The 21,850-nt window shown below is 70.6% G+C and carries 22 protein-coding genes; 7 read left to right on the top strand and 15 right to left on the bottom strand.

Annotated features, from left to right (window positions below; genetic code table 11):
* Positions 1–83: 83 nt before the first annotated feature.
* The 5 genes from C7389_RS05660 to coxB are packed head-to-tail and all read right to left on the bottom strand — an operon-like array spanning position 84 to position 5,728.
* Positions 84–1,196: an SDR family oxidoreductase gene (locus tag C7389_RS05660; protein ID WP_246034642.1), complete on the bottom strand. Its 1,113-nt coding sequence runs from the start codon at positions 1,194–1,196 to the stop codon at positions 84–86.
* Positions 1,193–2,092 (bottom strand): cytochrome c oxidase assembly protein, encoded by a 900-nt coding sequence (locus tag C7389_RS05665; RefSeq protein ID WP_133589202.1) that lies wholly within the window; start codon positions 2,090–2,092, stop codon positions 1,193–1,195. The genes C7389_RS05660 and C7389_RS05665 overlap by 4 nt, the downstream gene beginning before the upstream one ends.
* Positions 2,083–2,433 carry a hypothetical protein gene (locus C7389_RS05670; RefSeq protein ID WP_133589204.1) on the bottom strand — a complete coding sequence of 117 codons (351 nt, stop codon included), beginning with the start codon at positions 2,431–2,433 and terminating at the stop codon, positions 2,083–2,085. Before C7389_RS05670 ends, C7389_RS05665 begins: the two co-directional genes overlap by 10 nt.
* A complete protein-coding gene (ctaD, locus tag C7389_RS05675; RefSeq protein ID WP_133589206.1) occupies positions 2,430–5,063 on the bottom strand; it encodes a cytochrome c oxidase subunit I in 2,634 nt (877 codons plus the stop codon). The genes C7389_RS05670 and ctaD overlap by 4 nt, the downstream gene beginning before the upstream one ends.
* Positions 5,060–5,728 carry a cytochrome c oxidase subunit II gene (gene coxB, locus C7389_RS05680; RefSeq protein WP_211342499.1) on the bottom strand — a complete coding sequence of 223 codons (669 nt, stop codon included), beginning with the start codon at positions 5,726–5,728 and terminating at the stop codon, positions 5,060–5,062. The genes ctaD and coxB overlap by 4 nt, the downstream gene beginning before the upstream one ends.
* Before the next feature lie 135 nt (positions 5,729–5,863).
* Between coxB and C7389_RS05685 the strand changes: the two genes are divergently transcribed.
* A complete protein-coding gene (locus C7389_RS05685) occupies positions 5,864–6,436 on the top strand; it encodes a DUF2231 domain-containing protein (RefSeq protein ID WP_133589210.1) in 573 nt (190 codons plus the stop codon).
* A gap of 17 nt (positions 6,437–6,453) precedes the next feature.
* On the opposite strand, the gene C7389_RS05690 is transcribed toward C7389_RS05685, so the two are convergent.
* The 5 genes from C7389_RS05690 to C7389_RS05710 form a co-directional block, all read right to left on the bottom strand.
* Positions 6,454–6,876: a CopD family protein gene (locus tag C7389_RS05690; protein WP_133589212.1), complete on the bottom strand. Its 423-nt coding sequence runs from the start codon at positions 6,874–6,876 to the stop codon at positions 6,454–6,456.
* 93 nt (positions 6,877–6,969) lie between these two features.
* Entirely contained in the window at positions 6,970–8,310 is a 1,341-nt protein-coding gene (locus C7389_RS05695; RefSeq protein WP_246034643.1) for a phospholipase D-like domain-containing protein, read from the bottom strand.
* 139 nt (positions 8,311–8,449) lie between these two features.
* Positions 8,450–8,953 carry a BON domain-containing protein gene (locus C7389_RS25800; protein WP_342773494.1) on the bottom strand — a complete coding sequence of 168 codons (504 nt, stop codon included), beginning with the start codon at positions 8,951–8,953 and terminating at the stop codon, positions 8,450–8,452.
* On the bottom strand, positions 8,950–9,432 hold the full coding sequence (locus tag C7389_RS05705) for a BON domain-containing protein (RefSeq protein ID WP_162851680.1): 483 nt from the start codon (positions 9,430–9,432) through the stop codon (positions 8,950–8,952). Before C7389_RS05705 ends, C7389_RS25800 begins: the two co-directional genes overlap by 4 nt.
* Positions 9,433–9,459: 27 nt before the next feature.
* On the bottom strand, positions 9,460–9,621 hold the full coding sequence (locus C7389_RS05710) for a DUF1328 family protein (RefSeq protein WP_133589218.1): 162 nt from the start codon (positions 9,619–9,621) through the stop codon (positions 9,460–9,462).
* Positions 9,622–10,109: 488 nt separating this feature from the next.
* Here C7389_RS05710 and C7389_RS05715 point away from each other — a divergent pair, with 488 nt between their 5' ends.
* The gene (locus C7389_RS05715) at positions 10,110–10,268 is read left to right on the top strand and encodes a DUF3309 family protein (protein ID WP_133589220.1); all 159 of its coding nucleotides are present in this window, start codon (positions 10,110–10,112) and stop codon (positions 10,266–10,268) included.
* A 107-nt stretch (positions 10,269–10,375) separates the two neighbouring features.
* Here C7389_RS05715 and C7389_RS05720 read toward each other — a convergent pair whose 3' ends face one another.
* The gene (locus C7389_RS05720; RefSeq protein WP_133589222.1) at positions 10,376–10,864 is read right to left on the bottom strand and encodes a CBS domain-containing protein; all 489 of its coding nucleotides are present in this window, start codon (positions 10,862–10,864) and stop codon (positions 10,376–10,378) included.
* 209 nt (positions 10,865–11,073) lie between these two features.
* On the opposite strand from C7389_RS05720, the gene C7389_RS05725 reads away from it, so the two are divergent.
* The 5 genes from C7389_RS05725 to C7389_RS05745 are packed head-to-tail and all read left to right on the top strand — an operon-like array spanning position 11,074 to position 15,684.
* Positions 11,074–11,313, top strand: a complete 240-nt coding sequence (locus C7389_RS05725) for a hypothetical protein (protein WP_133589224.1) — start codon at positions 11,074–11,076, stop codon at positions 11,311–11,313.
* Positions 11,314–11,328: 15 nt separating this feature from the next.
* The gene (locus C7389_RS05730; protein ID WP_133589226.1) at positions 11,329–12,066 is read left to right on the top strand and encodes a cysteine peptidase family C39 domain-containing protein; all 738 of its coding nucleotides are present in this window, start codon (positions 11,329–11,331) and stop codon (positions 12,064–12,066) included.
* The gene (locus C7389_RS05735; protein WP_133589227.1) at positions 12,063–13,532 is read left to right on the top strand and encodes a RimK family protein; all 1,470 of its coding nucleotides are present in this window, start codon (positions 12,063–12,065) and stop codon (positions 13,530–13,532) included. Before C7389_RS05730 ends, C7389_RS05735 begins: the two co-directional genes overlap by 4 nt.
* Complete coding sequence (locus tag C7389_RS05740) at positions 13,529–14,806, top strand: carboxylate-amine ligase (protein WP_133589229.1); 1,278 nt, start codon at positions 13,529–13,531, stop codon at positions 14,804–14,806. Before C7389_RS05735 ends, C7389_RS05740 begins: the two co-directional genes overlap by 4 nt.
* Positions 14,767–15,684, top strand: a complete 918-nt coding sequence (locus C7389_RS05745; protein WP_133589231.1) for an N-formylglutamate amidohydrolase — start codon at positions 14,767–14,769, stop codon at positions 15,682–15,684. Before C7389_RS05740 ends, C7389_RS05745 begins: the two co-directional genes overlap by 40 nt.
* A gap of 150 nt (positions 15,685–15,834) precedes the next feature.
* On the opposite strand, the gene C7389_RS05750 is transcribed toward C7389_RS05745, so the two are convergent.
* From C7389_RS05750 to ligD, 4 genes are all read right to left on the bottom strand, one after another.
* Entirely contained in the window at positions 15,835–16,005 is a 171-nt protein-coding gene (locus tag C7389_RS05750) for a VOC family protein (protein WP_425455557.1), read from the bottom strand.
* 221 nt (positions 16,006–16,226) lie between these two features.
* On the bottom strand, positions 16,227–16,649 hold the full coding sequence (locus C7389_RS05755; protein ID WP_133589233.1) for a hypothetical protein: 423 nt from the start codon (positions 16,647–16,649) through the stop codon (positions 16,227–16,229).
* Between the two features lie 219 nt (positions 16,650–16,868).
* Positions 16,869–18,005: an extracellular catalytic domain type 2 short-chain-length polyhydroxyalkanoate depolymerase gene (locus C7389_RS05760; protein WP_246034644.1), complete on the bottom strand. Its 1,137-nt coding sequence runs from the start codon at positions 18,003–18,005 to the stop codon at positions 16,869–16,871.
* A gap of 572 nt (positions 18,006–18,577) precedes the next feature.
* A complete protein-coding gene (gene ligD, locus C7389_RS25370) occupies positions 18,578–21,742 on the bottom strand; it encodes a non-homologous end-joining DNA ligase (protein WP_281275358.1) in 3,165 nt (1,054 codons plus the stop codon).
* Between the last annotated feature and the right edge of the window lie 108 nt (positions 21,743–21,850).

Here is a 21,850-nt window from a genome sequence, read left to right on the forward strand (position 1 = left end):
CCGGGAGCGGCCACCGGCGCCGCTCGCCGCGCACCACCATGGACGGCTGCGGCCGGCGCTCGATACCGGACCCGACGCCAGACTCAAGGCCGGCGCTTCCCCAGTACCGCCAGCAGTCCTGCGGCCAGCAGCGCCATGCCGGCGAGCATGCCCGCGTCCCTCTGCTGCGCCCGCGCCACCTCTGCGCCGAAGCGCCCCCGGGCGCCTTGCCGCCCCGGCGCCGGCCGCATCAGGTTGCCGTCGCGTAGCCAGGCGTGCGCCCCGCCGCCGGCATCCTCCAGCTGTCCTTCCCAGGCGTCCCGCTCCATCTTGCGGTCGAGGAAGCCGGGCAACACCCGGGTGCCGACGATGGCGAGTGCCGCCGGCAGACCGACCCAGTGTTCGCGCCGGCGGCTGTGCGCGGCACGATAGATGGCGCGGGCGGCCCGTTCCGGCGGAAACACCCGGCCCACCGGGCGCGGCCGCCCCGGCATGCGGTTGCGGCCCCAGTCGAACTGCGGCGTGTCGAAGGCGGAGAGCTGCACCATGGTGAGATGCACGTCGCAATCGTCGTGGTACAGCTCGGTACGCAACGCATCGGTGAAACCACGCAGCGCGGCCTTGGCCGCGCAGTAGGCGGACTGCAGCGGAATGGAACGGTAGGCCAGCGCCGAGCCGATCTGCACCACGGTGCCGCGGTTGCGCGGGCGCATGCGGCGCAGCGCCGCCTGGGTGCCCCACACCGCGCCCAGGTAGCTCACCTCGGTGACGCGGCGGAAATCCTCCGCCTGCATGCGGGCGACGTCGGCATAGACGGTGGCCATGGCGTTGTTCACCCACACCGAGATCGGCCCCCACTCCCGCTCCACCCGCTCCGCCGCCGCCTCCACCTGCACCTCGTCCGCCACATCCACGACCAGGCCGATGGCCTTGCCACCGGCCAGCGCCACCTCGGTGCAGGCCTCGCGCAGGCGTTCCTCGCCACGTGCCAGGATCGCCACCCGCCAGCCATGGCGGCCGAATTCCACCGCGGTGGCGCGGCCTATGCCAGCAGAACCGCCGGTGATGACGACCACCGGCGCTGCCCGGCCGCCCTCCTCCAGGGCCCCGCCGGCAGCCTCTGCCATCGACCGCCCCTGGGCATGCGTCGCCGCCCGGCGCGTTTCACGCAGCGCGTCCTGCTGCCGCTTTGCTTCGCCGTCGCTGTCGAATCTCATCCGCTCTCCTCCTCCCGGGCAATCACCCGCTCCGAAGCCTGGCCGCGCTCCAGCCAGCGCCAGGTCATCCAGCCGGCGCCGGCGAGGTAGAACAGCGAACCCGGCACCCACATGATCAGACCGGCCAGTTGCTGGTCGGCCACGCTGCGTTCCGGCCCGTAGAAGGGCACGGTGGCGAAAGTCATCAGCGCGCCCAGCAGGCCGGTGTGCATCAGCGTTACCGTCACCGCCACCAGTGCGGCCCCCACCTCGGCGCGCGCCGCCCGCAGCGCTGCCCACCAGAACAGCCAGGCGGTGAACAGGAAGCAGGCATGCTCCACCATGTGCCACCAAGGGTCTTCCAGCGCCAGCAGGTAGAGCGCAGGCACATGCCATATCCATACCACTGCACCATGCACGGTGGCGCTTGCCGCCGGCTGCCGCCCGGCACGGATCAGCGCCCGCCACAGCGGCCGGCCATGGCCGCCCAGCGCCGCCCGCCATTGCGGCAGCGGCGCGGCCAGCGCCCACAGCGGCGCGATGACGACCATGAAAGCCATGTGCTGAATCATGTGCATCGCGGTGCTGGTCTCCGCCCACTCGTCCAGCGGGCCGAATACCGCCAGCACGGCGATCGCCATACCGGCATGGAAGGCGGTGCGCGCTCCCGGCGGCGGCGGGCGCAGCCGCGCGCCGCGCAGGTAGAGCAGCCAGGCGGCCGTCATCAGCAGCGCGCCCGCGAGCAGCGGCAGGCGATCCGGCTGGCCGGCGTCCAAGGGGTTGTGGGCCAGCGCCGGCGCAGCCCCCAGCAGCGCCGTCGCCAGCAGCGCTGCCGCATGGCGGAGCCCAGGCGGCGCCCCAGCCGCCAGGGCGGTCCGCACCGCCCGGCCAGCTCCGGCCGGGTATTTCACAGACATGGCGGCAACCCCAGCAGCGGCAGGCCGATGAACAGCATCGCGATCACCGCCACCAGATGCAGCGCGGCGCCGACGCGGGCGGCAAAGCGCTCCTGCGATGGCCGGCCGGCGGACAGCCGGGCGGCTCGCCAGCAACCCCAGGCGTAAGTGCCGGGCACGGCGGCGGCGGCCAGGGTAAACAGCAGGAAACCCAGGTTGATGGCGGCGGGCCCGGCTTCCTCCGGGCCCGCCGCCAGCCGCTCGCAGGCCACCGCAGTGCCGCCGTAGAGGGCGACGAACCACAGGCTCCACAGCGTGAGCCCGAGCGGAATCTGCGCCGGATGGAAGGCCGGCGGCTTCATATGCCGCCCCAGGCCGGCGGGAACAGCACCAGCGCCGCATAGCTGCTCCACAGCACGCCGCCGTTGTAGTGCCACAGCCGTGCCACCACCAGCGGCTCGTAGGGCGCCTCCAGGCCGACATAGCCGCGGCGTACCCGCAGCGCCTGCAGCAGGGTGACCACGGTGGCCATGCCGAGGTGCACCAAGGAGTAGCCCAGCACCACCGCGATCACCGCGTCATGGGCGGTGGCCGTCACCACCAGCCCGGCCGCCCGCAGCGCGGCGTAGACCAGTCCCAGCGCCAGCGCGCCCCCCGCCGCCACCGCGGCGAAGGCGGCAGCGCCGTGCTTCGGCCCCCTGCCCTGCGCCATCCGCCGGGCGCAGCGCTGCATGGCGAACTGCGCCAGGGTGTGCGCCACCGCCGCCGCCAACAGCAGGCGGCCGGCGCGGCCGGCCATGCCGCCGCCCTCCGGCACCTCCCAGGTGGGCCCCACCGTCCACAGGTAGAACCAGCCGAACAGCAGCGCCAGGTAAAGCGCGCCGTCCGCCAGCAGGGTAAGCGCCATGCCCCACAGGCCTGGGCCATCGGCGGTGCGGGAATGCAGCGGCGGATCGCCGGGCGCGGTACGGGCGTCCGGCGCGGCGGCCGGATGGGCGCCGTTCTCCCACGACCAGCGCAGCAGCAGCCCGGCCACCACCACCGCCGCCGCCAGCGCCACGCCGTAGGCCTTGGCCAACAAGGCGATGCACACCACCGCCAGTGCCAGCGCGGCGAGGAAAGGCAGCGCGGTGTTGCCCGGCAGATGGATGATCTCCCTTACCTCGCCGCTGGCCGGGTCGGTACCCCAGGTTTCGCGGCGGCCGTGGTCTATCACCGCCAGCCCGCCACGGCCGGCGGCCAGTTCGCGGCCGATGCCGGGCTGGTCCCACAGCGGGTGGCGGCCTTCCACCCGTGGCAGGCTGATGAAGTTGTAAGGATTGGGCGGCAGCGCGGTGGCCCACTCCAGCGTGTCCGCCTGCCACGGGTTGTCCGGCGCCGGCCGGCCGAAGCGGAAGTGCAGCAGGATGTCCGCCAGCACCGTGACCACCCCGGCCGCCATGACGAAACCGCCGATCGAGGAAATGAGGTTGGGCAGGTCCCAGCCCAGCCCGGCCTCGTAGGTGTTCACCCGCCGCGGCATGCCCAGCAGCCCGGTCCAGTGCATCACCAGGAAGTTGAGGTTGAAACCGCCGAACACCAGCCAGAAGCCCCAGCGCCCCAGCGCCGGCGAGGCCATGCGGCCGGAAAAGTGCGGCAGCCAGTAGTACAGCCCGGCGATCAGCGGGAAGAACATGCCGCCCACCAGCACGTAGTGCATGTGGGCGACGACGAAGTGGGTGTCATGCACCTGCCAGTCGAAGGGCACCAGCGCCAGCATCACGCCGGTGAGGCCGCCGGCGACGAAGATGACGAGGAAGCCGGTGAGCCACAGCATCGGCAGGTGGAACACCGGCCGCCCCAGCCACAGGGTGGCGATCCAGGAGAACACCTGGATGGCGGTGGGGATGGCCACCAGCATGCTGGCGGCGGAGAAGAAGGCCTGCGCCAGCATCGGGATGCCGACGGCGAACATGTGGTGCACCCACAGGCCGAAGCTGATGAAGCCGGTGGTGAGCACCGCCACCACCACCCAGGCGTAGCCGACGACCGGCCGGCGGGCAAACACCGGCAGCAGGGTGGACACGATGCCGGCCGCCGGCAGGAAGATGATGTACACCTCCGGATGGCCGAACAGCCAGAACAGGTGCTGCCACAGGATGGGGTCGCCGCCGCGGGTGGGGTCGAAGAAGGGCATGCCGGCGGCGCGCTCCAGCTCCAGCAGGATGCTGCCGAGGATGAGCGGCGGGAAGCCGATGACGATCATCATTGCCATGGTCAGGATGTACCAGGCGTACAGCGGCATCTTGTCCAGCGCCATGCCGGGCGCGCGGGCGCGCAGGATGGACACCGCCAGTTCCACGCCGGCGGACACCGCGGAGATCTCGACGAAGGTGACACCGATGAGCCAGAAGTCGGAGTTCGGCCCCGGCGTGTAGGTGGCGCTGGCCAACGGCGTATACATGAACCAGCCGGCATCCGGCGCGATGCCGAGGAAGAGGCTGGCGCACAGGATCAGCCCGCCGAACAGGTAGCACCAGTAACCCAGCGCCGACAGGCGCGGAAACACCAGGTCGCGCGCGCCCAGCATCTTGGGCAGCAGGTACACCGCCAGGCCTTCCATCATCGGCACCGCGAACAGGAACATCATCACCGTGCCGTGCATGGTGAAGACCTGGGCATACACCTCCGGCGTCATGATGGTGTGGCCGGGCAGCGCCAGCTGAGTGCGGATTAGCATCGCCAGCAGGCCGCCGAACAGGAAGAAGCCCAGCCCGGTGAGCATGAAGCGCAGGCCGATGGCGGTGTGGTTGACAATGGTCACCGCGCGCCAGCCGCGCGGGTTGCCCCAGACGGCGTTGAAGTCCTCGTGCAGGCGGGCGGGGTCGGGATCGCCGCCGCTGGACTGCGGCGCCTTGTCGGCCGGGCCGGTGCCCGCGCCGCCGCCTTCGCCGGCACCCTCGCCCTCCCTGCCGCCCCGGGGCAGCGGCCAGTCCCTCGCGTCGCCGCTCATCCGCCGCGCTCCTGCTGCCAGGCGGCGTAGGCCGCCGGTTCGTGGGCCACCACCCGCAGCACCATGAAGGCATGGCTGACGCCGCAATATTCGGCGCACTGGCCGCGGTACTCGCCCGCCTCGTCCGCCTGCAGGCGAATCAGGTTGCTGCGCCCCGGCACCATGTCGATCTTGCCCGCCAGGCGGGGAATCCAGAACGAGTGGATGACGTCCGCGCTGCGCACCACCACGTCCACCGGCTGGCCGGCCGGCAGGTGCAGCTCGTCCGCCAGCACCACGCCGGTGTCCGGGTAGTGCACCTCCCACCACCACTGGTGGCCGATGACCTCGATGCGCAGCGGCGCCTCGCCGCTGGCCGGCGGCAGAGGCAGCATGCGGTGGCCGGCGGGAATGCCGAAAGCGAGCAAGGCGATGATGGCGAAGCCCGGCAACAGCAGCCCGCCGCCCACCAGCCAGAGCAAGGTGATGCGTTTCGCTTCCACAGGCCCGACCATGGCCGAGGGCCGGCGCAGCGCATGCAGCCACAGCGCCACTACGCCGATCAGCACGATCGTTCCCACCGTCAGCATGCCCCACCACAACTGCGCCGCCTCCCGCGCCGCCGGGCCCGCAGGTTGCAGGGTGGAGACCGGTCCGGCGCAGCCGCCCAGGACACAGGCCAACACGCAGGCCAGGGCCAGCAGGCCGAGAAGGCGGCGGCAGGCATCGCCATTGCCCCGCGTCGCCGCCGGCCGCCCCGGCTCCCCGCTGCCGGCCGCGCACCGGACGGCTCCCCCCAGCCCAGACTCCAGGAGACCCGCATGCCCCACCGCCCCCATCTGCCCGACCTGCCGCTGGCGCCGCCGCTGCCGGACGAAGTGCCGGAGCCGATCCGCAGCCGCGCCGCCATCGGCGGCCATCCGCTGCATCCCATGCTGATCCACTTCCCGGTGGCGGCGCTGATCGGCCTGGTGGCGGTGGATGCCGGCTGGTGGCTCACCGGCGACCCCTTCTGGGCGCGTGCCGGCCTGTGGCTGGCCGGGGTGGGCGCCGGCGGCGGCTGGGTGGCGAGCGCCATGGGGCTGGTGGACCTGCTCACCGTGCCGCGCATCCGCGAGAAGATCACCGCCTGGTGCCATGCGCTGATCGCGGTGATGATGCTCTCCGCCGCCTCGCTCAACTGGCTGGTGCGCCTGCGCGCGGAAGACGGCGTGGCGCTGGCCGGGCCCTGGCTCTCCCTGCTCACCGCAGTGCTGATCGCCCTGGCCGGCTACCTCGGTGGCCGGCTGGTCTATGAGCATGCGGTCGGCGTGCATCACAAGAGCCGCCTGGTGGAGCCGCATGTGCCGCCGGGCACCGCCGCGGCCGAGGCCGACGGCAGCGGCGGCGCCTGAGGGCAAGGCGGCGCCGCTCATTGGAAGGGCTTGGCCAGCACCAGCCACAGCGTGAGGCCGATGAAGACCGCCGCGCCCAGCCCGCAAGCGCTGGCGCGCCGCCGCAAGCCCAGCGGCGGCGGCGGCGCGCGCTCCACCTTCAGGATCAACGCGCCGCAGCCGGCGTGACAGCACACCATGCCGGCCACCGCGGTGAGCTTGGCCACCAGCCATAGCTGGACCACGTCCTCGCGCACGAAGAGCACCGTGCCGGAGGCGATGGCGAGCAAGGCGGCCGGCGTCGAGATGCCGATGAAGAGCAGCCGCGCCAGCCGTGCATGCAGCCGGTCTTCGTCGGCGTCCTGCGGCGCCCAGGCGGCGCGCACCAGCACCGGCAGGTAGAGCAGCAGGCCGCACCAGACGATGAGCGCGGCGAAGTGAAAGACTTTCAGCCAAGGCATGGACGCCCCCGGATTCTGCGGATGATGTGAGGCCGCGGCGGCCCGCGCCGCCGGCGGGGAGGCGCCCCGCCTGCCTGCCGCGCAGTGGCGCCTTCACAGGAAGTATTCCCAGCGCCGGGCCAGCCACTCCAGGAAGCGCTTGCCGACATCGCGGCGCTTCCATTCCTGCGCCAGGATCTCGTGGGAGGCAGCCTCGTCGCGGGCGAACAAGGCCTCCATCTCGCGGGCGAAGCCGGCATCCAGCACCAGTACGTCGGCCTCGTAGTTATGGACGAAGCTGCGCCAGTCCAGGTTGGTGGAGCCTACGCTGGACCACACGCCGTCTATCACCGCCGTCTTGGCGTGCAGCAGCGCGTCGCGGCGCTCGAACACCCGGATGCCGGCTTCCAGCAAGGTGTCGTAATGGGAGCGGCCGGCGTGGAAAGGCGCCCAGAAATCGCTGAAGCCGGGCAGCGCCAGGCGCACGTCCACCCCGCGCCTGGAAGCCGCGATCAGCGATTCCAGCGTGCGCTCATCCGGCACGAAGTAGCCGTAGGTGAGCCACACCCGCTTGCTGGCGTGGTCGATGGCGGACAGCAGGGCAACGTAGAGTTCGCTGCGCTGGCTGGCCGGGTCGGCGGCGACTACCCGCATGGCCATCGCGCCGGCGCGGCCGGGCGCCTTGTCCTGCACCGCCTCACGCGGCGGCGCCGCCGGTTGGCAGCGCTGGCCCTGCCAGCCCTCGTCGAACAGGTTCTGGAACTGGGAAACCACCGGGCCGCGGACGATGACGTGCGTGTCTCGCCAGCCGGATTTCGGGTCCGGCGTCTTCACTTTGCGGCCGAAGGAGCCGGAGCTGTAGACCGCGCTGATGTTGATGCCGCCGGTGAAGGCGACCTGGCGGTCGACCACCAGGATCTTGCGGTGATCGCGGTTGTTGATGTTGAGCTGGGTATCGCCCGCCAGGCGCAACGGATTCACCGGGTTGAACTCGCACACAGCCACGCCGGCCGCGCGCAGCCGGTCGAAATAGGCCGCCGGGGTGGCGATGGAGCCTACGCTGTCGTACAGCACCCGCACTTCAACGCCTCTCGCCCGCCGCTCCTCCAGCAACTCGGCCAAGCGCTCGCCGGCACCGTCGGCTTCGAGGATGTAGGTTTCGAGATCGATGTGATGCTGCGCCTGAGCGATGGCCTGGAACATGGCGTCCTGCGTCTTCGGGCCATCCACCAGCAGGTGGGCATCGTTGCCCAGCACCAGCGGCGAGCTGACCACCCCCTCCACCTGGGCGAGGTGGTGCGCCAGCAGGCTCTGCTCGCTGGCATCCCGCCCGAGGCGGCGCAGCGCGGCCTCGGCGCGGCGGGCGCTGAGCGGCCCGCGTTCGTCCTCCACCCGCAGCTCGGCGAGGCGCGGCGTGCCGGCCGCCTCCGGCAGCGTGGCGGCCGGGCCGGACACGCAGGCACCGAGCAAGGCGCACAGCAGGAGCAGCAGCCCCCACTGCGGCCGGCGCCTGCCCGCGGGGGCTGGCGGCTCGGGATGCGGGCTCGCCGGCTCAAGCCCAGAGCCCGTCGGCTCAGGGCGCGAGCCCGCAGGCTCAGGGCGCAGGCTTGATGAGGATGTCATTCTTGACCGACTGCACCCCCGGGACGCCGCGCGCCAGTTCGACCGCCTGGCGCGCTTCTGCCGCGGTCGCGACGAAGCCGCTCAGTTGCACCACGCCGCGATAGGTCTCCACCTTCACCTCACGGGCTTTCACTACCGGGTCGTCCACCAGCCTGGCCTTCACCCGGGCGGTGATGGTTGCGTCATCGACGTACTCGCCGGTGGACTGCCGGGTTGCGGTGGGTGCGCAGGCCGCGAGCAGCGGCAGCGCCAGTGCCGCGGCTGCGGCGCCCAACATGGATCGTCTGTTCATCATCGCCGGGTTCCTCCGGTGGTTGGAAAGCCTGGATTCGGAATCGCGCGCCACCTGCGGAGCGGCGGCGGCGTCCTCGCGGCCAGCGCGGGTGCGCGGGCCGGTGCCTGCCGGGTCGCGGTGCTCTCGCCGGCTCCAGCGCGCGGTGGCGCGGCTGGCGCTGCGCGCCGCGGAACGGCTCACGACGCCGGCATCGCCGGGCGGAGGGCATTGATCACCTCCTCCACGCCGGCAACTTCGCGGGCAATGGCATCCGCCCGGGTGATCTGGTCCGCCGGTACCAGCCCGTCCAGGGTGACCTGGCCACGGGCGACGGTGACGGTGATGGCACTGGCCTGCACCCGGCTGTCCGCGCCCAGGGCGGCGTTCACCCGCGCCCTCAGCACATCGTCGTTCACCGGCTCCGGCGTGGGGCGGGAGGTTTCACTGACCGAGGTGGGGCCTTCCTCCGTCTGGATCTTGTCGCCGCAGCCGGCGAGCGCCAGGCTGAAGACGGCGAACAGGGTGACGAACAGGCGAGCCGGGCGTGGCCGCCGTGCCGTCCCACCACGGGCGGGCAGGTCGCCGCGCACGACGGCAAGCAGGGGCGGCAACGCGCCGGCACCGTGAAAACCGGCAAGGCTGGCGGCGGCGGCTGCGCCCAGGGAAATCGGGGGGCTCATGCTGTTCATGCTCATCGGCCTCCCTGGCTAGCGTTGCAGGACACCCAGCACCAGGGACACCACGAAGACCACCAGGAAGATGTAGAACAGGATCTTCGCGATGCCGGCGGCGCCGGCGGCGATGCCACCGAAGCCAAACAGGGCGGCGATGATGGCGATGACAAGGAAAACCGCGGCGTAATAGAGCATGGCTGACCTCCTCGGTCCGGAAGCGGCTGTTTACGACCCTCGCGGCAGCAAACAGCGTGCCTTCCCCGGCGGCTCGCGGCCGGGAGCGGGGAGAATGGCGGCTCCGCTTGCGCCCGCTTTCCGGCCCTCGCCTATGACCCACCGCCTGTCGCCCGCCCCCGCCGGCGACGGCCGTTTCCCGTCCTCCCGCCGGCCTTCAGGGTGATTTTTCCCGCGACTTCTGCCCCTCCGTGCAGGGAAAGCCGCTGATAGCCGGGGCACTTCTCCGGTTTTGCGCCGTGCCCGCCGGTTCAGCCCCCTGCTTTCACGCCTTTTCCGCCAGCCACGGCGCACGCTCGGCCTTTTCCGGCGGAAATCCCTGAAAAAACGCCATCTGACCGGTAACTATTACAGGCTGCCGGGCTTGGTCGCACCCCCGCGGCGCCGGGCATGAAAGCTGCGCCTTTGCCGGCACCGCGGCCCCGCCGCCATAAAAAGGAGGACATGCCATGACCGTATCGACCATCCTGCTGGTCATTCTCATCCTGCTCCTGGTTGGCGCCCTGCCCACCTGGCCCCACAGCGCCGGTTGGGGCTACCGGCCCAGCGGCCTCATCGGCCTGGTCCTGGTCGTCGTCCTCATCCTGCTGCTGATGGGCGCGATATAGCGACGGGCGCGGCGGCCTGCGCTGCGCCGCGCCTTCAGGGAAACGCCCCCTGCGGCGGCGCCGCAGGGGGCGTTTCCTTGTTCAGGCCGGCCGCCGCCAGCCACGGCTCAGGACATCTGCGTGCTGGAACCCGGCCCGCCGCTGTTGCGGCCGGCGGGGGGAGAGGCAGAACTGCCCGGACTGTGCGAGGGCTGCGAGATGCCGCATACCGCCTGCCCCGCCGGCCGCTCGCCCTGGCGGTTGGCAAGATCCGCCAGGGAGATGATGCCCACCATCTTCTTGTCGTGATCCAGCACCACCAGCCTGTGCAACTGGATGTCGCCCATGTTGCGGGCAACGCCGTCCAGTTCGTCGTCGTCGAAGCAGTACTTCACCTGTTCGCTCATCACCTTCCGCACCTCGGTTTCGCCAGCCATGCCGGCGGCCACGCCGCGGATGGCGATGTCGCGGTCGGTGACCATGCCGACCAGGCGGCCGTTCTCGCCTACCGGCAGGGAGCCGACGTCGCAGTCCGCCATCATCCGCGCGGCCTCGTGTATGGATTGACTCGGATTGACCAGCTTCACGTCCCTGGTCATCGCTTCTCGTACCAGCATGATGCACCTCCTTGATATGACTGAGGAAAATCAGCATCAGACCGAACAGCTGAGGACGCGCCCCAGCGGGTCTATGCTGCATCTGGGGGCTGCAAGCCCCGTACCCGCGGGCTTCGCCCGGCCGGCGCCGCCCCGGCCGCCCCGACGCGAGGCACGCCATTTGCGACATCCCCAGCCACGATGATCCGGAGGTCGATATGCACATTCCGATGGAGACAGTTCTCCCCCTGCCCGCCACGCCCCCTGCAGGGGTGCCAGCGCTGTTCGCGGCAGGATGGCCAGGCGGCCAGATGCGGGCCCACCGGCCTGAGCCGGTGCCCAACCCCGCGCCCGACCCGGTGCCGGAACATGTGCCCAACCGCGACCCGCTGCGCGATCCCGAGCCGGAGCCCGTACCGCCGATGGAAGAACCCCTGAACGTGGAGGTTCCGCCGCCCACGCGCCATTGAAAGGGGGAGCCCGCCATGCTGCCCAGTTCCCTGCATCTGCCGCTGAACATGATGCCCCAGCCCACCGAGACCACCTGCGGCCCCACCTGCCTGCAGTCCATCTACCGCTACTGGGGGGAGGACGCGCCGCTGGAGGAAGTGATAGGCCGCACCCGCACGCTGACCCACGGCGGCACCTTCGCCGTCTTCCTCGCCTGCGACGCGCTCGCCCGGGGCTACTCGGCCACCATCTACACCTACAACGTCACCGTGTTCGACCCCACCTGGTTCCGCCAGCGCATGGACATCGCCGAACGCCTGCGCATGCAGCGCGAGTTCAAGACCGACCCGCGCCTGCTGCACGCCACCGAGGGCTACCTGGAATTCCTGCGCCTGGGCGGCAAGCTGCGCTTCAGCGACCTCTCGCCGCCGCTGGTGCGCGGCCTGCTGCGGCGCGGCTGGCCCATCATCACCGGCCTCAGCTCCACCTTCCTCTACCGCACCGCGCGCGAGTACGGCCCCACCGACATCCCCGATGACGTGCGTGGCAAGCCCGCCGGCCACTTCGTCGTCATCGCCGGCTACGACAGGCCGGCGCGCAAGCTGCTGGTGGCCGACCCCTACGGCCCCCACCCCTACGGCGGCACCCGCGATTACTGGATACGCATGGACCGCGTGTTCAACGCCGTGCTGCTGGGCATCGTCACCCACGACGCCAACCTGCTGGTGATCGCACCGCGCCGGCAGCACGACCACACCGGAGACCAGCCATGAGCACCTTGATCGTTGTAGACGACGCCGGAGACTGGCCGGCGGGCGGGGCCGGCATCACCGTGGTCCCCGCCCGCCGCTACCTCACCGACCCCGCCTACGGCGAAGACCGGGCGGCGCGGGTATTCAACCTGTGCCGCTCCTACCGCTACCAGAGCCTGGGCTACTACGTCTCCCTGCTGGCCGAGGCGCGCGGCCACCGGCCGTGGCCGCGCGCCGGCACCATAGAGGATCTGCAGTCGCAGAACCTGGTGCAGGTACTCACCGCCACGCTGTCGCAGCTGGTGGAGCAGACGCTGGCGCCGTTGAAGGCAGACCGCTTCGAGCTCAGCGTGTACTTCGGCCGCAACCTCACCCAGCGCTACAACGTGCTCGCCCAGCAGCTGTTCGCGCTGCTGCAGGCGCCCCTGCTGCGGGTGCGCTTCGAACGCGCCGGTGGCCACTGGCACACCCGCAGCGTGCGGCTGCTGGGCATCAACGAGCTCTCCGACACCCACCGCAACTTCCTCTACGAAGCCGCCGCCAGCCACTTCTCCACCCGCGCCCGGCTGGACGACGGCCGCCCGGCGCGCGACTACGCGCTCGCCATCCTGCACAACCCGGACGGTGGCGAGCAGCCCTCCAACCCGGCCGCGCTGGACAAGTTCGCCAGCGCCGCCGCCGCCCTGGGCATGCGCCCGGAGTTCATCACCCCGGGGGATTTCGGCCGCCTGCCCGAGTTCGACGCCCTCTTCATCCGCGACACCACCTTCGTCCACCACTACACCTACCGCTTCGCCCGCCGCGCCGAAGGCGAAGGCCTGGTGGTGATCGACGATCCGGATTCCATCCTCAAGTGCAACAACAAGGTCTACCTGGCCGAGCTGCTGGCCCACCACAACCTGCCGGCGCCGCGCACCCTGCTGATCCACCGCGACAACATCGACCAGGTAGTGCCGCTGCTGGCCCTGCCCTGCGTGCTCAAGCAGCCGGACAGCTCCTTCTCCTCCGGCGTGGACAAGGTGGAGACCGAACAGGAACTGCGCGAACAGGTGAATACCCTGCTGGAGAAGTCCGACCTGGTGGTGGCGCAGGAATGGCTGCCCACCGACTTCGACTGGCGGGTGGGCGTGCTCGACCGCCGCGTCATCTTCGTCTGCAAGTACTACATGGCCGAAGGCCACTGGCAGATCATCGACCACAAGGCCGACGGCGGCCCGCGCGAAGGCGCCACCGAGGCGCTGGCGGTGGGCGAGGCGCCGGAGGAAGTGGTGGACATCGCCCTGCGTGCCGCCAACCTCATCGGCGACGGCTTCTACGGCGTAGACATCAAGCAATCGGGCAACCGCTACTGCATCATCGAGATCAACGACAACCCCAATGTGGACGCGGGCAACGAGGACGGCATCCTGAAGGACGCCCTGTACCGCGAAGTCATGGGGGTCTTCCTGCGCCGGCTGGAACGCCGCCGCGACGGAGGCGAAGCATGAGCGACACGCATCTCCCGCCGGCCCCGGCCGCGCGGCCCCTCCCCGCCTTCTCCGGCTACGGGGTGGAACTGGAATACATGATCGTCGACCAGGCCCACCTCGACGTGAAGCCCATCGCCGACCAGCTGCTGTGCGCCGCCGCCGGCCACCCGGCGGCGGACGTGCCGCGCGGCGCCATGGCTTGGTCCAACGAGCTGGCGCTGCACGTCATCGAGATCAAGAACCCGGCGCCGGTCGCCCGCCTGGAAGGGCTGGCGGAGGCCTTCCACGCCGAGGTGCGCGCCGCCAACGAGCTGCTGGCCGGCATGTGTGCCCGGCTGCTGCCCGGCGGCATGCACCCCTGGATGGACCCCAGCACCGAAACCCGGCTGTGGACCTGGGACCGCGCCGCGCTCTACAGCTGCTACGACCGCATCTTCAACTGCCGCCGCCACGGCTGGGGCAACCTGCAGAGCATGCACCTCAACCTGCCCTTCGCCGGCGACGGGGAATTCGCCCGCCTGCACGCCGCCATCCGCCTGGCCCTGCCCATCCTGCCGGCGCTGGCCGCCAGCTCGCCCTGGGCCGACAGCCGCCCCACCGGCTGCATGGACTACCGGCTGGCGGTATACCGCCAGCACCAGCGCGAGGTGCCCTCCTCCATGGGCGACTGCATTCCCGAACCCAGCCACTCCGAAGCGGAATACCGCGCCCAGGTGCTGGCGCCGATGTACCGGGAAGTGGCGGAATACGGCGCGGTACCGTGCAAAGGCGACGCCGGCGAACTGCGCCACGAATGGCTGAACGTGCGCGGCGCCGCACCCCGCTTCGAGCGCAGCGCCATCGAGATCCGGGTGCTGGACACCCAGGAATGCCCGAGCGCCGACCTCGCCATCGCCGCCGCCACCGTCGCCCTGGTGCGCCACCTCTACGACGGCGCCTGCGCCCAGGCCGACGCCGGCCTGGACACTCCGGCCCTGGTCGCCCTCTTCGAGCGCTGCATACGCGACGCCGAGCGCGCCGAGATCGATGACGCCCGCTACCTCGAACTGCTGGATTGCGGCACGGGGCCGTGCAGCGCCGGCGAGCTGTGGTCGGCGCTGCTCGCCCGCTTCGAATCCAGGGGACAGCTGCCGGCGGAGGCGCGCGCGCCGCTGCGCTTCATCCAGGAGCACGGGCCGCTGGCCCGCCGCCTCGCCATCGCGCTGGACGACGCCCCGGGCCGCCTGCGCGACGTCTACCGGGAGTTGAGCGCATGCCTGCAAGACAACCGCCAGTACGGCGCCCGCCGCTGAAAGGCCACGGCGCCACCGCCGCGCCGGCCGCGCCCGCAGGCGGCCTCTTCGTCCTCGTCAGCTGCGAGCACGGCGGCAAGCACATCCCGCCGGAGTACCGGGAACACTTCGCCGGCTACGCCCCGCTGCTGGACAGCCACCGCGGCCACGACCCCGGCGCCCTCCTCCTCGCCCAGGAAATGGCCGCCGCGCTGGACGCCCCGCTGGTCGCCGCCACCACAAGCCGGCTGCTGGTAGACCTCAACCGCTCACCCGGGCACCCCAGGCGCTACTCCGAGATCACCCGGCCGCTGCCGCACAAAGTGCGCGCCCGCATCCATGCCGAGCACTACCTGCCCTACCGGGAAGAAGTGGAGAAGCTCATCGCCACCGCCATAGCCCGCGGCGCCACCGTGGTGCACCTCTCCAGCCACAGCTTCACCCCCATCATGGACGGCCGGGTGCGCAACGCCGACGTCGGCTTCCTCTACGACCCCGGCCGCCCCGGCGAAGTCGCCCTCTGCCAGCGCTGGCTCGCCGCCCTGCACGGCCGCGCGCCCAAACTCCGCCTGCGCCGCAACTATCCCTACACCGGCCGCTCCGACGGCTTCTGCACCTGGCTGCGCCGCCGCTACCCGGCCGCGCGCTACATCGGCGTGGAACTGGAACTCAACCAGCGCCACGCCACCGCCGGCGGCCCCGCCTGGACCGCGCTGCGCGCCGACGTGGTCGCCGCGCTGCAGGCAGCGCTGCACGATCACCCGACGCTGCAGGTGCATCGCGCCGGGCTGCCTGGCGCGGAGTCGGCGCCGGCGGGGGAGCGGTCGTACATGGGGAGGCGGGCGCGGGAGGATGGCACTCAGGAAGAAGGTACAAGCACCATCGGCAAAAGCCGCTGAGGCAATAGTGAAAGGACGATTCAGGCTCGCCCTTCCCGGCAACGGCGTTCTTACGGCCGTTCTGGCATGCAGCGCGCGACCGGCATTGCAGGCCGGGCACTTCCTGAAAGCCTGGCGAAAGCCATCAGCCGATGGAGAGCCGGCCCGGCCTCAGGCTCCATTGGCCCCAGACCCGGCCCCAGTCTCAGCCGACCATTGCGGATTCCAGGCCACCTCCCAGAGATGTCCATCCGGGTCCTGGAAGTAGCCGGCATACCCGCCGTAGAAGGTGCCCTGCGCGGGTTTGACGATGTTTGCTCCCGCCGCGCCGGCCTGCGCCATGACCGCATCCACCTCAGCTGTTGTGGCCCAGCGTCATCGCTGTCGGGCTGACGGGGCCGGGTTCAAGCCCGCTGTCGTCAAGCGGCGTCTATCCCATGCAATAAATGTCCAGAGCGCCAGCTACGGGGCAACGAAAATCAGAATCCCCATCAGCCCCTTCTGATGCTTGATACCAAGAAGCAAACGCAGTTACCTCCAGCGTCTCGACACCCCACAGAACACTACCTCTCGGCCTGTGGAAGCTCACCCTGAGCGCGGGGTGGTGACCAAAGCCAGCGCACGAGCAGCAGCGCTAGAAACGACGATATAAAAACGCATATTGAATATCTTCCGAAGAGGACACCCAGAGGTGGCGGGGTATATGGCAACCCCGGTCCGGATATCTGGATGGCGGCCAAAACAAGGTGGAAGAACGTGACGAGAAAAGTTGCGGCGACCATGGCGTTCGCCGCTGCAAGCAACACTACTGACTTGATCTTCACTCTCGGCTTCAGGCTCTTTGAGCTCGCCGCAATCAATTCGGCAAGCACCGTTCCAAGCGAAACAAAAAGGAAGATCGAAAAATAGCTAAATGGTCGAAAAAAAAAGAACACCACAAAAGACCATAAAGCGAACATCAAGAACGAAATCAAGGCGTATGGCATTCATACCTCCCTTTGAATCCCTTAAAAGATACGTAGATCGAAGAAAGAAGCCGCTGCTTCAAAGCCTTCAGCGAATCCAGCGGCGAACAGGCGACTAATCAGGATCAACCTTCCTGGAAGAATGTTGAACGTCCTGATTAGCTCACAGGGCCCCCATTCAGTCAAACGTCATTTATCCCATCAGCCTTACCAGCATTTCCCAGCGGCGCCAATGCAAGCTCATTTGCGCTGCCGCCCCGCCCCCAGTCTATCCACCATCGTCCTCAACGCCTGGATCTGCACGCCATTCCGCGTCGCGTAAGCCGCGCCGCTGTAGCCCCACCAGTCCCAGCAACCCAGCGGGTTGGCGGCGTAGAAGTACGGAAGCGGCGATATCGGCTTCGCCTGCGGAAAGAGCAGCACGATGTGGTTGCTTTCCGCCCAGCGGGCGAGGCCGGTGGATTTTGCGTAGAGCATGCCGAAGCGGCCGTTGCTGCCGCCCTCCTCGTTCCCGAGCTCGTAGTTCTGGCCCTGGCGGCAGCCGTGCAGGGCGATGTGCAGGCGGCAGAGCTCGCCAGCGCGGCAGGCGTCGGGGAGGTAGAGCCAGCCGCTGTCATCCAGGCCGGAGGGGAAGAAATGCACGCCACTGATGCCGAAGACGCCGCGCTGGCGGCGGGGGTCGTAAGGGCGCTGGTCGAAGGCGATCCAGTTGGCTGCTTTCTCCGCAGCGGGCGGTCGCAGCTCGCCGTAGATGCCTTGCAGGATGGCGGCGGCGCTATCGAAGCCGCAGCGGCCGATGTAGGGCGGCACCTGCTTGCCGCAGTCGGTGCCGGCATCCAGGGTTGGCAGTTGATGGGCGGTGGCCGGCGGCAGCGGCGGGCGCAGCAGGTTTTCCGGCGGCACGCCCGCCGCGCGGTAGAACTCGGCCAATTGGCGGTCGGCCACCGCCGGGGGCACCACCGTATCGGCGCCGCCGGAGAGCAGCACCACACGTTGGCGGGCCAGTTGGGCCGGATCGGCGACCTCGCCGGCGACTGCCGCCTTCCTGAGGTAGGCGATGGCGGCCGGAATGTCGGCCTTCAGCGCATCCCCCCGGCACTGCTCCGGGTCTGCGCACATACAGTCCTTCAAGGCCCGCCGCAGCTGCCCCTGGGCGCAGTAATAAGGGCCGCCGGCGATGATGCCGACCCCCTGCACGATATCGGCATGCGCCACTTGAAACTGCACGGCGAGGAAACCACCGGAGGACAGACCGGACAGCGAAACCCGGCCGGTGTCGAGACCGAGCGCGGGCAGCGGTGGCGGCGACCCGGTTGCGGCGATGGCGGCGATGGGCGGCAGCAAGGCGGCCAGGGCAAGCCCGGCGGCCAGGGTCAAACGCAGCCCCGCCCGCCGCCGGGCCCGCATGATGCCGCCACGCCGGGCGCCCCGGCCCCACTGCGCGCCACCAGCCCGCGGGAACGGAGCCCAAGCGGCAGCCAGCCACCGCGGTACGGCGGCGATGCGCCGCCTTGGCATGCTTGCCGGAGTCCGGCCCGGTTTGCCCATTTTTTTCTCCCTGATAGCTGGTTTGGCGAGACGAAGCAGGAGCGCGCGGCGGCCCCCCTTGTGCAAACCGGCGCCCACGCGCGATAGCGGTAAAGCGGGAGTCTGCCGCAGAAGCGCGCAGGCCGGACAGGCGGGCCCTGATCCGTTCGAACGGAGCAGGGCGAAATCCGGAGCCGCCCGGTGCTGTCTACAAGGCACAGTGGGCACCAGCGGCACCGATGCCTTTGTTTCTCGCCGGGGGAAACCGGGAACGGCCTGGGGGACGGTGTGAGATCAGCCAGGCGGCGGCGGGCAGACAAGGGCCTCCGCCAGCGGCCGGGGTGCGTCCGCCGGATGCGGCGGCAGTTGCCGGGCCAGGCGCGGGCGCGGGAAGGGGCGGGCCCCGCAGAGGCTGGCGGCCCTCAATCCTCCCAGCCCTCTCCGCTTTCCTCCGCCTTCAGCCCCAGCCGGCGGGCCATGGCGCGGGTCAGGGTCTGGCGGCAGGCGTAGCCTTCCCAGGGGTCGCGCTTGAGCCTGGTGAGGCGGGCTTCGACAGTATTCACCGTCCAGGCGGCGGCGCCGTCTATGCGCTCCAGTTCCTCGCGGGCGATGGGCACCGACACGCCCAGACCGGGCCGGGCGCGCACCGAGTAGGCGCTGACGGTGCTGGCGCCGCGCTGGTTGCGCAGGTGATCCACGAAGATCTTGCCGACGCGGTTCTTGGGCCCCATGCGGTCGGCAAAGCGCTGCGGCAGCGTGCGCGCCAGGTGCAGGGACACCGCGCGGGCGAAGGCCTTGACCTCGTCCCAGCCGTGCCGGCGCGCCAGCGGCACCACCACATGCATGCCCTTGCCGCCGCTGGTCTTGAGGAAGGCCTCCAGGCCGAGTTCGTCCAGCAGGGTGAGCACCAGCCGGGTGGCTTCGACCATGCGCGACCACGGCAGCGCGGGATCTGGGTCGAGGTCGAAGACCATGCGATCCGGCCGCTCGATGCGGGCGGACGCGGCATTCCAGGTGTGGAACTCGATCGCACCCATCTGCACCGCGCCCACCACCGCCTCCAGGTCGTCGGCCTGCATCAGGCGATCGTGACCGGGGTCCAGCTCGGCCGGCAGCAGGCGCATGCCGGGCATGCTCATCTTCTCGGCGTGGCGCTGGAAGAACTGTTCGCCGGCGACGCCGGTGGGCGCGCGCAGCAGCGACAGTGGCCGGCCCTTGAGGTGGGGCAGCAGATGGTCGGCGATGCGGCAGTAGAAGGCGGCCAGCTCGCCCTTGGTGTAGCCGCTGGCCTCGTCGATGACGCGGGAGGCGTGGCTGATGCCGATGTCGGCGACGCGCTCGGGGCTGTGCCGGGCGGACTTGCGCCGCGACGACCCGGCCGCCGCTCCGGTGGAGGCGGTATCTGCCGGCTTTCCGGCTTTCTTCCCCGCCCTCCCGGCGCTGGCCGCCGCAGCGCCGGCCTCCGCCTGGGCCGCCTTGGTGGCCTTGGTGGCCTTGGTGGCCTTGGTGGCCTTGGTGGCCTTGGTGGCCTTGGTGGCCTTGCCGGCGGTGGCCGCCACATTCGCCCCTGCCGGCGCGGCCCCGCGCGAGGCCGCCCTGGCACCGTGGCTGCCCGCCGGCGGAGCTTCGTCCGGCGCGTCGCCCGGCGACACCAGCGGCGAGGATTTCACCGCCCGCTTGCCGGCGCCATTGCCGGTACTGGTATGCCCCGCCCTGCCCTTGGCTGCTTTCCGCTCCATCTTCTTGTCCCCCGCTTCGACCGCGAGTGCGGCGGCGGCCAGCCGCGGCTCGCGGCGGATGGCCGCCGCCGGTTTGTCGTCGCGCAAGCCGTGGAAGACGCCCTGGCGCACCACGCCTTCGCGCGTCCACGCGGCAAACTCCACTTCGCACAGCAGCTCCGGCGCCAGCCAGCTGACGCCGCGGCTGCGCACGCCGCTGGCGGGCGCGCCTTCCACCGCCGGCACGTCGCGGCGCAGCGGCTGCAGCCGGGCGTGCAAGGCTTTCAGACTCTCGCTGGTGAAGCCGGTGCCGACTCGACCGGCATAGCGCAGCACGCCGCGCTCGTCATGCACGCCCAGCAGCAGCGCGCCGAAACCCTGGCGGCCGCCCTGCGGCGCGGTATAGCCGACGATGACGAATTCCTGGCGCAGCTTGCATTTGAGCTTGATCCAATCGGTGCTGCGGGCGGAGCGGTAGTAGCTGCCCACGCGCTTGCCGATCACGCCTTCCATGTGCAGCTCGCAAGCGCCGGCAAGGATGTCTTCCACCGGCACGGCGAAGTCTTCCGAGTAGTAGATGTGCTCATGTCCCTCCGGCCCCAGCAGCTGGCGCAGGCGAGCGCGGCGGTTGTCCAGCGGCAGGCTGCGCAGGTCTTCGCCGTCCACATGCAGCAGGTCGAAGAGGTAGTAGCGGATATCGCCGTTGCGGCCCTCTTCCAGCGCGTTCTGCAGGGCCTGGAAGTCAGGTACGCCGCGTTCGTCCGGCACCACGATCTCGCCATCCAGCCAGGCGTTGCTCAAACCCAGGGCTTCGACCGCGCGCTTGAGCGGGCCCAGCCTGGACGTCCAGTCGTGGCCGTTGCGGGTCAGCAGGCGGGCCTTGCCGTTCTCCAGCCGGGCGAGCAGGCGGTAGCCATCGAACTTGAGTTCGTAGCGCCATTGCCCGGGCGGCGGCTGGTCCACCGCCACCGCGAGTTGCGGCGCGATCCAGGCCGGCAGGCCAGCCTTGCGGCCACGGCGCAACGGCTTGTCCGCCACGGCAGCGGCCGCGACGGCGCGGCCGGTGGATTTCCCGGCCGAGGGCTCCGCCTGCGTACCGGCCCCCTTCGCGGTTCCGGTCGCCCGCGCGGCGGCGCGGGCGCTCTCCGCCCCGGCCGGCACCTTCACCGCCTTGGCGGCGGTACGCGCCTTGCCCCCGGCGGCCTTCCCGGCGGCCTTCCCGCCGCCCTGCTCGCGCGGCAGCAGCGCCTTGCTCAACACGCTCTCCGGCCGCTCCGCCAGGATGTCGTACTCTCCCTCGCTGCGGGCAGCCTCGTCCGCCTCCTTGATCAGCAGCCACTGTGCCTTGTCCCTGGCGGCGTCGCCGTAGCGGGTGCGCACCAGCGTCCAGCCGCCGGAGAGCTTCTCGCCCAGCAGATGGAACTTGAGCTTGCCGGCGCGGTAGGCGGCGGCGGGATCGGCCTCGGCCGGCTGCCAGGCGCCCTGGTCCCAGACGATGACGTCGCCGCCGCCGTAGTGGCCTTCCGGGATGTGGCCCTCGAAGCCGGCGTACTCCAGCGGGTGGTCCTCCACCTGCACGGCCAGGCGCTTCACCTCGGGATCCAGGCTGGGGCCCTTGGGCACCGCCCAGCTCTTGAGCGTGCCGTCCATCTCCAGGCGGAAGTCGTAATGCAGGTGGCTGGCGTCATGCTTCTGCACGACGAAGCGCAGCCCGGCAGCGGCAGCCGCGGCATGCTTGCGCTCGCCGCTCCCGCGCGTCCCGGGCGGCTCCGCCGTCGCGGTGAAATCGCGCTTGCGGTCGTACTCGGCGAGGGCGGCGGTGCCGCCCTCGCCCGCGGCGTCGGCCTTGCGCCCTGCGGACTCCCCCACAGAGTCCCCTCTTCCCACGTCCTCCATGCCCTTCTCCCTCCAGCCCCGGCTTCGCCGGGCGCGCTGTTGCCACGCGGTGTCTTTCATCCGCGGGGCGCGGCAGCCTTA

The organism is Azoarcus indigens, from assembly GCF_004361735.1.
In the GTDB taxonomy this organism is placed as follows: domain Bacteria; phylum Pseudomonadota; class Gammaproteobacteria; order Burkholderiales; family Rhodocyclaceae; genus Azoarcus; species Azoarcus indigens.

Excerpts from the sequence above, each read along its gene's own strand:
- C7389_RS05660 (WP_246034642.1), bottom strand. The coding sequence starts at position 1,196 with ATGAGATTCGACAGCGACGGCGAAGCAAAGCGGCAGCAGGACGCGCTG.
- C7389_RS05665 (WP_133589202.1), bottom strand. The coding sequence starts at position 2,092 with ATGTCTGTGAAATACCCGGCCGGAGCTGGCCGGGCGGTGCGGACCGCC.
- C7389_RS05670 (WP_133589204.1), bottom strand. The coding sequence starts at position 2,433 with ATGAAGCCGCCGGCCTTCCATCCGGCGCAGATTCCGCTCGGGCTCACG.
- ctaD (WP_133589206.1), bottom strand. The coding sequence starts at position 5,063 with ATGAGCGGCGACGCGAGGGACTGGCCGCTGCCCCGGGGCGGCAGGGAG.
- C7389_RS05685 (WP_133589210.1), top strand. The coding sequence starts at position 5,864 with ATGCCCCACCGCCCCCATCTGCCCGACCTGCCGCTGGCGCCGCCGCTG.
- C7389_RS05690 (WP_133589212.1), bottom strand. The coding sequence starts at position 6,876 with ATGCCTTGGCTGAAAGTCTTTCACTTCGCCGCGCTCATCGTCTGGTGC.
- C7389_RS05705 (WP_162851680.1), bottom strand. The coding sequence starts at position 9,432 with ATGAGCCCCCCGATTTCCCTGGGCGCAGCCGCCGCCGCCAGCCTTGCC.
- C7389_RS05710 (WP_133589218.1), bottom strand. The coding sequence starts at position 9,621 with ATGCTCTATTACGCCGCGGTTTTCCTTGTCATCGCCATCATCGCCGCC.
- C7389_RS05715 (WP_133589220.1), top strand. The coding sequence starts at position 10,110 with ATGACCGTATCGACCATCCTGCTGGTCATTCTCATCCTGCTCCTGGTT.
- C7389_RS05720 (WP_133589222.1), bottom strand. The coding sequence starts at position 10,864 with ATGCTGGTACGAGAAGCGATGACCAGGGACGTGAAGCTGGTCAATCCG.
- C7389_RS05725 (WP_133589224.1), top strand. The coding sequence starts at position 11,074 with ATGGAGACAGTTCTCCCCCTGCCCGCCACGCCCCCTGCAGGGGTGCCA.
- C7389_RS05730 (WP_133589226.1), top strand. The coding sequence starts at position 11,329 with ATGCTGCCCAGTTCCCTGCATCTGCCGCTGAACATGATGCCCCAGCCC.
- C7389_RS05735 (WP_133589227.1), top strand. The coding sequence starts at position 12,063 with ATGAGCACCTTGATCGTTGTAGACGACGCCGGAGACTGGCCGGCGGGC.
- C7389_RS05740 (WP_133589229.1), top strand. The coding sequence starts at position 13,529 with ATGAGCGACACGCATCTCCCGCCGGCCCCGGCCGCGCGGCCCCTCCCC.
- C7389_RS05745 (WP_133589231.1), top strand. The coding sequence starts at position 14,767 with ATGCCTGCAAGACAACCGCCAGTACGGCGCCCGCCGCTGAAAGGCCAC.
- C7389_RS05750 (WP_425455557.1), bottom strand. The coding sequence starts at position 16,005 with ATGGCGCAGGCCGGCGCGGCGGGAGCAAACATCGTCAAACCCGCGCAG.
- C7389_RS05755 (WP_133589233.1), bottom strand. The coding sequence starts at position 16,649 with ATGCCATACGCCTTGATTTCGTTCTTGATGTTCGCTTTATGGTCTTTT.